The sequence below is a fragment of the Nocardia asiatica NBRC 100129 genome, assembly GCF_000308415.1.
Lineage (GTDB): Bacteria > Actinomycetota > Actinomycetes > Mycobacteriales > Mycobacteriaceae > Nocardia > Nocardia asiatica.
Map to the genome: position 1 here is coordinate 1 of NZ_BAFS01000402.1, position 10,261 is coordinate 10,261.

At 66.7% G+C, this 10,261-nt stretch carries 9 protein-coding genes; 5 read left to right on the forward strand and 4 right to left on the reverse strand.

The annotated features are described in order from the left end of the window. Together ON27_RS30320 and ON27_RS30325 are read right to left on the reverse strand one after the other, a co-directional pair. The coding region (locus ON27_RS30320; RefSeq protein ID WP_043735400.1) for a caspase, EACC1-associated type at positions 1-3,950 on the reverse strand (3,950 nt) is incomplete at its 3' end. Then, positions 3,947-4,333 (reverse strand): effector-associated constant component EACC1, encoded by a 387-nt coding sequence (locus tag ON27_RS30325; RefSeq protein ID WP_043735402.1) that lies wholly within the window; start codon positions 4,331-4,333, stop codon positions 3,947-3,949. The genes ON27_RS30325 and ON27_RS30320, both read right to left, overlap by 4 nt. A gap of 365 nt (positions 4,334-4,698) precedes the next feature. Here ON27_RS30325 and ON27_RS30330 point away from each other — a divergent pair, with 365 nt between their 5' ends. Together ON27_RS30330 and ON27_RS44020 are read left to right on the forward strand one after the other, a co-directional pair. Next, on the forward strand, positions 4,699-4,887 hold the full coding sequence (locus ON27_RS30330; protein ID WP_043735406.1) for a hypothetical protein: 189 nt from the start codon (positions 4,699-4,701) through the stop codon (positions 4,885-4,887). 657 nt (positions 4,888-5,544) lie between these two features. Continuing rightward, positions 5,545-5,799 carry a hypothetical protein gene (locus ON27_RS44020; RefSeq protein WP_169334546.1) on the forward strand — a complete coding sequence of 85 codons (255 nt, stop codon included), beginning with the start codon at positions 5,545-5,547 and terminating at the stop codon, positions 5,797-5,799. A gap of 110 nt (positions 5,800-5,909) precedes the next feature. Here ON27_RS44020 and ON27_RS30335 read toward each other — a convergent pair whose 3' ends face one another. Then, positions 5,910-6,677, reverse strand: a complete 768-nt coding sequence (locus ON27_RS30335) for an ABC-2 transporter permease (protein ID WP_051047127.1) — start codon at positions 6,675-6,677, stop codon at positions 5,910-5,912. Positions 6,678-7,044: 367 nt separating this feature from the next. Here ON27_RS30335 and ON27_RS30340 point away from each other — a divergent pair, with 367 nt between their 5' ends. Continuing rightward, positions 7,045-7,425, forward strand: a complete 381-nt coding sequence (locus ON27_RS30340; protein ID WP_043735409.1) for a hypothetical protein — start codon at positions 7,045-7,047, stop codon at positions 7,423-7,425. A gap of 234 nt (positions 7,426-7,659) precedes the next feature. Here ON27_RS30340 and ON27_RS30345 read toward each other — a convergent pair whose 3' ends face one another. Beyond that, complete coding sequence (locus ON27_RS30345; protein ID WP_043735411.1) at positions 7,660-8,298, reverse strand: TetR/AcrR family transcriptional regulator; 639 nt, start codon at positions 8,296-8,298, stop codon at positions 7,660-7,662. A 113-nt stretch (positions 8,299-8,411) separates the two neighbouring features. On the opposite strand from ON27_RS30345, the gene ON27_RS30350 reads away from it, so the two are divergent. Both ON27_RS30350 and ON27_RS30355 read left to right on the forward strand, forming a co-directional pair. Then, positions 8,412-9,851, forward strand: coding sequence for a cytochrome P450 (locus ON27_RS30350; RefSeq protein WP_051047128.1), 1,440 nt, complete (start codon positions 8,412-8,414; stop codon positions 9,849-9,851). After that, complete coding sequence (locus ON27_RS30355; RefSeq protein ID WP_043735413.1) at positions 9,851-10,054, forward strand: ferredoxin; 204 nt, start codon at positions 9,851-9,853, stop codon at positions 10,052-10,054. Before ON27_RS30350 ends, ON27_RS30355 begins: the two co-directional genes overlap by 1 nt. The last annotated feature ends 207 nt before the right edge of the window (positions 10,055-10,261 follow it).

The window sequence follows — 10,261 nt, forward strand, 5'->3', positions numbered from 1 at the left end:
ATGCGGCCGTCGGCGCTGACCGTCACGCGCCCGGCCGCCCCCGGCAGTTCCGCGAGCAGCCGGGACTTGTCCCGTCCACGAATGTCCCAGATACCGGTACTGTCCGATTCGGTCACCGCGGCGAGCAACCGGCCATCCGGCGACACCGTGTAGACGGGTTTGGGAGAACCGCCGACCGGGATTTCGTCGAGCTGCCGAGGTTGCGCCGGGTCGGTGATATCCCACAGCTGTACGACGTACCCGAAGCGGCTCTGGCTCTCCCGCTCGACGGCCAGGGTCGTCCCCGCGTGGTCCATCCGCACGGTCATCGTGTGCGTGTTGGGATACGTCAGGCCGATCCCCGAATTCGTCGCGACCGACCCGACCTGTACCGGGTCGGCCGGGTCTACGAGCGACCACAGTGCGGTCGCGCCGTCGGCGCCACGGACCGCGACCAGATGACCGTCCCGCGCCATGCTCACATCGGCGGTTCCGTCGGCCTGCTCGGGTATTCGGCCGACCCGCACCGGGTGCAGCGGATCGGTCAGCCGCCACACCTCGAGCATCTCGGGTGCCGTGAGCGATGATTGACGGTCGACGATCAGTGTCATGCCGTCCGGGCTGAAGTACCCGTCGTCACCGAGGGCTTCGAATTCGGTCTCGACCTCTATCCCGGTGCCGCCGCCGAGATTCCACAGGGTCGTCCTTCCGCTCCGTCCGCCGGACACCAGCGCGCGGCCGTCCGCGGAATAGGTCAGTGACCAGATCTGGCCAGTCAGTTCGGTGTCGAGGCTGCGTTCGACATGCGGGTGCAGCGGGTCACGCACGTCCCAGACTTGAACGCCGGCACCGCTTCCGCCGACGGTCAGCGTGCGTCCGGACGGACTGAATTCCGCTCGGGTGGCGCTCGGTCCGATCACCCCGGTCGGTCGCGTGTCGGAGACGGTGCGCAGTGCCGTCGGCCGGGTCCGGTCCGCCAGGTCTATCAGGGTTACCGGAGCCCCGCCTCCGGTGAGTGCGACCAGGCGGTTGTCCGCGCTGAACGAGGCGAACTCCCGCGGTCCGCCGGTGATCATGCTGAAGGACGCCGGGTCGGTCTCGATCGGCAAGGCGGTCGAAAACCGCGCCAGTTGCACAGGTGAAGCAAGATCCCGGGTATCCCACAGGGCGTACCCGGTGTCGTCGCCGGTGACGAGCATCGAGTTGTCTCTGCTGAATCCGAGCAGCCTGCCCGGCATGTCCGGTCGCGCGACCTCGGTGACCTGGTCGCCGATGCGGACCAGGGTGGTCACGGAGGCGTTGTCGACGAGCGTTCTCCGGACGCCGACTGTCCCGTCGGCGGAGATCAACGCGACCGTCCCACCGCCGTCGGCGCGGCCGAGGGCGGGTCGCGCCGGATCGCTGATGTCCCACCACTGGACATCGCGCTCACGCTGGTCGACCGGTCGCGTCTTATCGTAGTCATAGCCGAATACCACGAGCGTGCGGCCGGTCGCGTCGAACCGGAGATCGTCCACGTGCCGGACCCGGAATCTGCCGACCGGAGCGCTGGCCAGCTGATGGCCGTCCACCCGCCACAGCGCCACATGGCCGATCTCGTCGGCGGCCGCCAGCAGACCGCCGCCGGGGCTGAGCGCCACCGCTGTGATGGCGTCGTCGGCCTCCTGGAAGTCGGGCATGACGACCGAACCGCCGAACGGGCTAGCCACCAAGGCCCTCGCCAGCTCCGCGCGGTTCCGATCACTCGGCGCGATCCGCGCGGCGGCCAGTTGAAAGCTCAGTGCCGCACGCGGATTTGTCTCCGCATGGATCTGCCCCAGCAACTGCAACTGACGCACGGCCGCCTCGTCAGCGCTCGCCCTGGCCCGGTTGCGCTGATCGATCGCAAGAAACCCGTTCACCACCGAGAACACGGTGAGCAGCACCAGACCCATGGCCACGCCGAATTTCAGGCGTTTGGTGAACGTTTGCCTGCCCTCGCTGGCGCGCAGGTACTCCTCTTCCGGCTTGTTGAACCGAACGCCGCTGTCGCGTAACCGCAACGCCGAATCCAGCGCCGGACCGGACAGCAGCAGGCTTGGGTGTCTGCGGGCCTGCCACTCGGCGGCCCGGCTGCGGACCCGCTGCCACTCCCGCATCCCCGCGCCATACTGGTCGATCCACTCCTGCAACAGCTTCCAGGCGTCCAGCAGGGCGTCATGGATGAGGAATACGGCACCTCGGTCGATGCCGAGAAGCCGGGCTCGGACAAAGACGTCGAGCACCTGCGGGTCAGGCCGGAGATCGTCCAGCGCGACGACCCGGCCGGTGCGCTGCAACTCGCCGTCCAGCGGGACCAACGCCAGAAATAGCTGACGCGCTTCCGCTCTGCCCGCCGCGTCGAGCGCGGCGTATACGGCGTCGGCGCTCTTGGTCACCGCTTTGTCGATGCGGCCTGCCCGGATGTAGTCGGCGGCGGTGAGCACCCGGCCCCGGCGCACCTGCCAGGTCTCCATCAACGCGTGCGACAGTAGTGGCAATACCTCCACCGAGCGGCCCGAGCGCGGCAGCGCGTCGGAAAGGATGATCTCGACGAGATCCTCTCCCGCCACGAAACCGGCCTGCTCGGCCGGCTTTTCGACCACCGCGCGGAGATCGGCGGGCGTCATCGGTGTCACTTCGACGGCCGCTCTGGCCGCCGGGCCGAGCCCCGGGTAGCGCAGGCAGCGCCCGAGGAAGTCGGATCGGAGGCAAACCACCGTCAGCCGGGCGACGCCGGCCAGCGCCGTCAGCTCCTCGATGAAGACATCGGCAACGGCGAGGTGGTGGATGAACACGTCCTCGAACTGGTCGACCACCACGGCAATCGGTGTCGTGGTGCAGGTTTCGCGCAGCCGGGTGGGGTCGGTGAGCAGGTCGTCGACGGCCTCCTGGGAAATTCGAAGCGCCCCGGCCAATTCGGTGCGCAGCGCCGCCAGCGGATCGGGGCCGGGCGCGAACGCTACTTGCCGCCATGTCTCCGAGCCGGAGAACTCCTTACCCTTATCGAGCAGCGGCAGCAGCCCGGCGCCGAGTATCGAGGATTTTCCGACGCCGGACGCGCCGGTGAGCACGATCAGGTCGGTGGCGCGCGCGGCGATGGCCGCGGTCAGCGCGGCGGTCGTCTCAGCACGACCGAAAAACCGTGACGCATCCCTCTTCTCGTACGCGGCCAGCCCGAGATACGGGTTTACGGCGTCGGTGGCACCCGCATCCGGCGGCGGCTCTGGCTTCGGTTGTCGGTGGGCATGGTTGTTCGCGATGACCAGTCGCCCTGCGTTGCCGCGGAATTCGATGCCGATCCGGGGCTGATGGGGATCGAGGTCATGCAGCTTACGATCGAGTAGCTCCGTCAGCCGGGCGAGCGTGGTCAGCGGCGGGCCATTCGGATCGCCTGCCGCGAGTACCTGCAGCAACGCGCCGGTGAACACGGTGTGCTCGGCGCCGTCACGGACCAGCGCGGGCCCCCACGGCGTCGCGGACACCAGCAGCAGGCCGTCGGCGATATCGGAGCCGAGCCTGGCCCGGCCCGAGTAGCAGCAGTCGAGCACCACGAGCACCGTGCTCGCCGTCGACGTGGACAATGCCGCCGGAATGGCGGAGAACTCCAAAGCCTGACTGGCGGGGCGGTTCTTGGTGATGTCAACGGTCGCCACCGTCGAGAGGAACAGCTCGTTGCCCGCCGCGACCAGCCCGTGACCGACGAAGTAGATCAGCAGGACATCGGTCGCCGCGGCGGCAGTCGCCCGGATGACCGCATCCAGCATGACCGGATCGGGCGGATCGAGGACGACTCGGATGTTTGCCGGGGGAATGTCGCACGAATCCACCAGCCGCTGTGCGAGATCCGCCAACGACGTGCGCACGGCCGGGACGTCGGACAGCTTGGGACTATCCGTGTGTTCGGTTCCGATGAGCAGTACGCGCGTGCCTGCGCCGCTCAGTCCGGTCATGGTTCGGTGTTGTCGCTGTGGGGTGAGTCGAGCTGGCCGATCAGCTCGGCGAGCGCGGCAGGGAGCTCGGCATCTTTGAGCCGCTTGATCCGCTTGGCGGACAACGTGACTTCGGTCTTCTTGTCGGTGCGCCGGATGCCGATCTCGATGTCTGAGGTATAGACGCGCAGAAAGGCGAACAACGCGGTGGCCAGTGGCACCAGTGTCTGTGGCTGTAGCGCGATCTGCAGGCCCTCCAGCACCGGTCCCAAAGTGTTTCTGGGGGCGGGCGTTTCGAGAAGGGTGACCCGGCCGCGCCACCGCGCATCGTTCAGTAGCTCGGTGTTCAGGTCGCGGAGTGCGTCCGCGCCTCCCGGCTGGGTTGATTCGACGAGAACGTCCATGTGCCTATCCCTCCACCGTCTCGACAACTAAGGATGTCGCATGTTCGCGTCAGTTGTTACACACTCGCGCAATCTGCTGTCCGCCGGTGGCAGCAGACCTTGCTGGGCCATATCCTCTCGGGCTCTGCTGGATTGGATGAAGAAGATCGACGACAAGATGTTGGTCACGACGCCTCAGGAACTGCCATCCGTGGTCGAGCCGCTGGGTGCTTCGACGGCGGTCGGTGAGGGTGAGCATGGGTGGGAGCAGTGGCCGTCGCGGGTGGGCCGCGAGCCGGAGCTGATCGTAGGGCGCATCCCCGGTGAGACCGTGGTGGTGGTCTGTCACCAAGCCAGCGTCCTCGCGACGACCCAGATTCCTGGAGGTGACCTACTCGCGGGCGCATGTCTCGATGGATGTCGACCACACCGCGATCACCGAATGGCAGCTGCGCCCGCTCGATCCCGAGGCGAGTGGGGGAGTAGGACTGCGGTGGGTGTTGCGGCGTGCGAACGATGCCGAACACCTGAGGCCACCGCTGCGCGGCGTCACGCGGCAGCGACGACACTCATGACCATGAAATCGCCGCAACGTTGGGCGAGTGCACCCGGCCGGAGACGGCGACGGCCCGTTCGATCGGTCCTGCGCGGGTCAGTTCTGCGGGTCAGGCACAATTTTCGTGATGCTGGCGGTCGGGTTTGCCCGGTCGCTCGACAGGATTCGCTTCCGGAGTAGATCCGGTTTTGCTCGGCCGAACATCCGACGTTTGATCATCTTGATCCGTTGACGTGTCCCTCGACCGGTCCGCTGCTCCAGGGCAGCGTCAAACCCGCAGTGACAGCGTCGAAGTCGCGGCGCAGGCCGCGGCCATCAGCCCCTACCGAGACCAACTCCTGCCCACCTCCCGCGCACCCGACGCCGTCTGAGTCCGAATCCCTCCGTGCTCGCTTGCGCGCCGCCGTCCTCAAATCTCGCGACCCGGCCATCCTCGGCCGGTGGATAGCCTCCGTAGACGGCCGCGACGTGGGCGGGCTATCCAGCTTCGCTGGAACGAGGTTCGTCGCTGTACGCACAGGTGCGAGCCCAACTCGCCGTACTGGACCGGGATCTGACCGGTCGATGAGAAAGGGGCCGCGGTCGATGATCGTCGAGTCGCCCCCTGGAATCGCGGGTGTTGCCATGCTGCGTGCGCTGATAGAACGGTGTGAGATCCCGCAACGGAAGGAACCCCATGGGGCGAACAACTCCCGCGAGTGCCGCGCCGGTACGCCGCACCCTGGTTGTAGCGCTGATTGCCGCGGCGATCGGGGCGCCGAGCGCGGTGACGGCGACTGCCGAGGCGCCGCCGACTCGGGATGACGGCTTTTGCATCGATGAGAAGACGCGCGTGCGCAACGGGTTGCGCGTCAGTGACCCCAGTTGCATTCATGACCACGGCCGCTTCCACAATCACGAGCGCTTCCACATTCCGCCGACTCATTCTTGAACCCGGCTATCTCCGCAGCGCATGACACGCATGCACCGATGGCACCCACTCCGATGTCGGGCAGACGGAACAGGTGGCGTCGGCCTGGTGCGACCGGCCAGCCGTGTTGGCTACACAGCAGACTGGTCCGGCCGGCGGTCGAGTCCTTTATGGTCGTAGTAGCGGGTTACTGCGCCGCCGAGCACGAGGCCTACGGACATCGTCATCCACACCGCGTGACTCAAGCCGGCATCGTCGGGGCCCTCGAAGAACAGGATGGCGCGAATTCCGAGGTACACCTGATGCATCGGTTCAAAATTCGCCAGCCATGCCACTGCTTTGGGGGTCGCCTCGATCGGGATCGTCCCGCCCGAGGACGGCAAGCCCAGCACGATGAACAGCACGAGGTTGACCAGCAGGCCCGCCGAACCCAGGGCGGCCAGCACCGAGAGGGCGGTGATCCCGACCGCGACAATCGCGAACACACTGTAGAGAAACAGCGCCGAAGGACGATCGAGTGGCATCCCCAGCCAATGGCCCACAGCCATGTAGATGCCGCTGACCACCGGCGCTACACCTGCCATGATGGCCCACTTCACCAGCAAAGTACGCAGTCGCGAGATTGGCGCTGCCGGGGCGTTGGAGTACTTCGGGCCGAATTCGGTAGGAGTGAATCCCAGCGCCGAGTCGATCAACGAATTGATCACCATCGCACCGGTGAACCCGGCCAGCAACAACATCAGCGTGTAGAAGAATGGCGTGAGCCCGTTGCCGGTCCCCTCGGGCAGCGGGTGAAAGGGCGCGACGGCGACATGGATCGGCTGCGCCAGCATCAGCCGGCTCAAACCGACCATCTCCGCAGGGGTTTGCCCGCCAGCGCCCAGTTGGGCATTGACCATAGCGGCGAGCTATCACGACGCGATCGGCGGGTCCAGATTTCGGCACGACACCTCCATGAAAACCTCGAACAGAGCACAGGTTCCAACTAGGAGGGCAAACCAACTTCGGGCGATGCAGACCTCTCTCGAGCCACTCCCGTCGGCGGCCGCGGCCGGGACGCAAGCCGTTAGAAGGTCAGCCCCAGCAGGCGACAGGTGTTTGCCGAGCGACCCCGACCGCAGCCTCGAAGATCATGGCTGCAGACCACGAACTCCGGCCCCGATTCAACAAGTTGGTGTTTGCGGCCTGACGCACTGAACGAAGTTCAGTCGTGCCCGGCCGAACCGCTACACCTCGAGTCAGCTCCAAGCCGACCTGCGGCGAACCATGCAGCGCCTGCGCGCCGACTCCGAAGAACGCGGCGAATACCTGCGCTACCCCGACGATGACGACCTGGCCGCACTCCACGCGCTGGCCAGAATCGTCGGTGCCGCCGACCACCTGATCGACCAGCACATCACCAGCGCCCGCCGGCGGGAACACCGTCAGCGCGACGGCACCATCGACCCCGGCACACCTGTGTCGTGGGCGAAGATCGGCAATGCGCTGAACATCAGCGGCCAGGCCGCCGGAAAGCGCGGCCGCGCCCACCGGCTCGCAGTAAAGCCGCCACCGCCGATGACCCCCGAGCGGTATGAGGAACTGGTCGCCGAAGGCCTGCGGCTCGTCGCTCAGCGTGACCGCGGCCCGCGCCGGAAAAGATCCTGACCAGCCCTATCCCATATCCGTCGCAATTCGCCGATCCAGTCCAGAGCACACAACGGCCGCTACTCACTGGCCGAAACGCTAAGCGCGACTTTTCTCGTCACTGGACCCCCTATGCCGGTTCGAAGCCTCGATGGACGGCTGCACAACTGGCATACCACCGTCAACTCCTCGGCCGGCCAACCGGAACCGTTCTCTACGGCGGCAGACAGCTACCGTCGAGGCCAGAGCGGGTGCTCATGAGCGTGTGCGGTCCCCGAGGTAGTGCCCGGCGAGGATGTCGCCGAGACGGATGGTTTGATCGATGAGACCGGGAATGTCTATCGCGACGGCGCCCGCGCGCCAAGCGCTGGTCAATTCCACGAACCCGCCGACAGCCATCAGTGCCGTGCGATGGAACTCCTCGCGGTCCACGCCTGCGCGAAGGTAAGGTTCCAGGCCGGTCGCCAGCAAATCGGCGGCGAGTAGCACCAGATCGTGCCGACGGCGTTCGAGGATCTCACTGCCCGCGTGGTCGCCGAAGAGAACCTGGCTGCGACGGGGATCCTCGGCGAAGCCCAGGACCACGGCCTCGACCGCGCTATGCAGGACCTCCAGCGGCGGCGAATCGCGCCGGTCGCCGATCGCGGCGACGAGAGTGGCGGTCGTCTCGTCCCGCACATGGTCCCAGGCGGCGGCGAGCAATTCGTCCCGATCGGTGAAACTCTCGCGAAAGTACCGGTCGTTCAGTCCCGCTCGGGCGCAGACGCTACGCAGACTGACCGCCGCCCAGCCACTGTCGGCCCAGATGTCGATCGCGGCGTCGATCAACCGTTCACGGCGGGCGGCGCGGCGCGCCTCGACGGTCCGGCCGCCCCAGGTCGATGGGCTGGTCATGTCTCCATCTTGACAAGCGCGCACCCGATGCGAGTCAATTGGTGACGGACCGTCACCAAATCGTGGCGAGCCGGATCGCTTCGAACCTTCGCAGCGCCGCGAAAGGACGCCACATGCACGCAGGAATTCGCCGCAAACTCCAGGAGTACGCCGCCGACCTGGCGGATCGCTATCCCGCCCGGACGACCGCGCTGGCCGAACCACCGGCCGGAAGCGACCTGCTGCCGGTGCTGGGAGATTCGGGGCCGCCGTTGATCGGGCACTCGCTGCGCGTCTACACCGACCCGATCGCGTGGGGACGCGACGCCTTCGACAAGTACGGCGAGGTGTCGTGGACGACCATCTTCGGCCGCCGCGCGGTGAATGTGCTGGGCCCGGCCGCGCTGGAGGTCGTCTGGAGCAACAAGGACAAGGTCTTCTCCAGCGAGAAAGGCTGGGAGTACTGGATCGGCCCCTTCTTCCGGCGCGGCATCATGCTGCTGGACTTCGACGAGCACCTGCACCACAGGCGCATCATGCAGCAGGCGTTCACGCGGCCGCGGCTCATCAGCTACCTCGACATGATGCGGCCGGGCATCGAGCGGGAACTCGAATCCTGGCGCCCCGCGCCAGGATTCCTGCTGTACAGAAATGTGAAGCAGATGCTGCTCAACCTGGCGACCGAGGTCTTCGTCGGCACAGAACCGGGGCCGGAGGCGAAGCGGCTCGAGCACGCCTTCGAGCACACCGTGGTCGGCGGGCAGGCGTTGATCCGGGCTGCGGTGCCGGGCGGCACCTGGTCGCGCGGGCTGCACGGCCGAAAGCTTCTGGAGCAGTACTTCCGCGCCCAACTACCCGCCAAACGCGTCGGCGACGGCTCAGATCTGTTCAGCGTGCTGTGCCACGCCACCAGTGACACCGGGGAAACGTTCGACGACGACGATGTCGTCAACCACATGACCTTCGTTCTGATGGCGGCCCACGACACCAGCGCCGTCACGTTGTCCATGCTCACCTACCTGCTCGGCAAGAATCCACACTGGCAGGAGCGGCTGCGCACGGAGGCGATCGCGTTGGGCAAGGAGCATCTCGACTACGACGACTTGGAGCGGCTGCCGTCGCTGGACCTGGCATTCAAGGAAACCTTGCGGATGTACGCGCCCGCGGGCGTGTTGATGCGTCAGGCGATCGCCGACACCGACATCCTGGGTCACTATGTGCCAGCCGGCACCGACATCATCCTCGGCGCGTACCCGTCCATGCGGCTGGCCCGGTGGTGGCCCCGCCCGGACGAGTTCGATCCGGAACGTTTCGCCGAGCATCGGCGCGAGGACCGGATCCATCGGTATGCCTGGTCGCCGTTCGGCGGCGGCGCGCACAAATGCATCGGTCTGCATTTCGGTGGGATGACCGTGAAGTCGATCATGCACCGGATGCTGCTGCGCTACGAGTGGAGCGTTCCCGCCGGCTACCAGGTACCGCTCACCTGGGGCACCGGCCCTACGCCCGACGACGGCCTCCCGATCAATCTGCGCCCTCGCCACGCACACGTCTCGACCTTCTCGGCGGCGTGATGACCCGGATCAGCATCGACCGGAACCGCTGCGCGGGTCACGCGATGTGTGTCGCGTTGCTGCCCATGGTCATAGCCGTGGACGACACCGGAAAGGCAAACGCGGTCGCCGTGGCGCCCGCCGAGGAGATCGACAACGCGATGCTCGCGGCCGACAGCTGCCCCACCGAGGCGATACTCGTGGAACAGGCAGTCGACACCTGATCGATCGGCCTGACGATGACAGTGGCCGGTCTGCCGCTCGATACTGCACCGGCACTGCGGGCCCCTTGCCGGTGGTTGAGGTTCGCGATGGTCAATCGCTCTGTAGTGCAGGGGGATTCGTCGAACTCTCGGATCGGAGGCGGTTCGCCCGCTTCGAGCCGCGAGACCGGGGGAGTAGGTGTCGGGACTGCTCCCGTCAGGCTGAAC

Coding starts and splice junctions, on each gene's coding strand:
- ON27_RS30325 (WP_043735402.1), bottom strand. CDS start 4,333: ATGGACGTTCTCGTCGAATCAACCCAGCCGGGAGGCGCGGACGCACTC.
- ON27_RS30335 (WP_051047127.1), bottom strand. CDS start 6,677: ATGGTCAATGCCCAACTGGGCGCTGGCGGGCAAACCCCTGCGGAGATG.
- ON27_RS30340 (WP_043735409.1), top strand. CDS start 7,045: ATGCAGCGCCTGCGCGCCGACTCCGAAGAACGCGGCGAATACCTGCGC.
- ON27_RS44020 (WP_169334546.1), top strand. CDS start 5,545: ATGGGGCGAACAACTCCCGCGAGTGCCGCGCCGGTACGCCGCACCCTG.
- ON27_RS30355 (WP_043735413.1), top strand. CDS start 9,851: ATGACCCGGATCAGCATCGACCGGAACCGCTGCGCGGGTCACGCGATG.
- ON27_RS30345 (WP_043735411.1), bottom strand. CDS start 8,298: ATGACCAGCCCATCGACCTGGGGCGGCCGGACCGTCGAGGCGCGCCGC.
- ON27_RS30350 (WP_051047128.1), top strand. CDS start 8,412: ATGCACGCAGGAATTCGCCGCAAACTCCAGGAGTACGCCGCCGACCTG.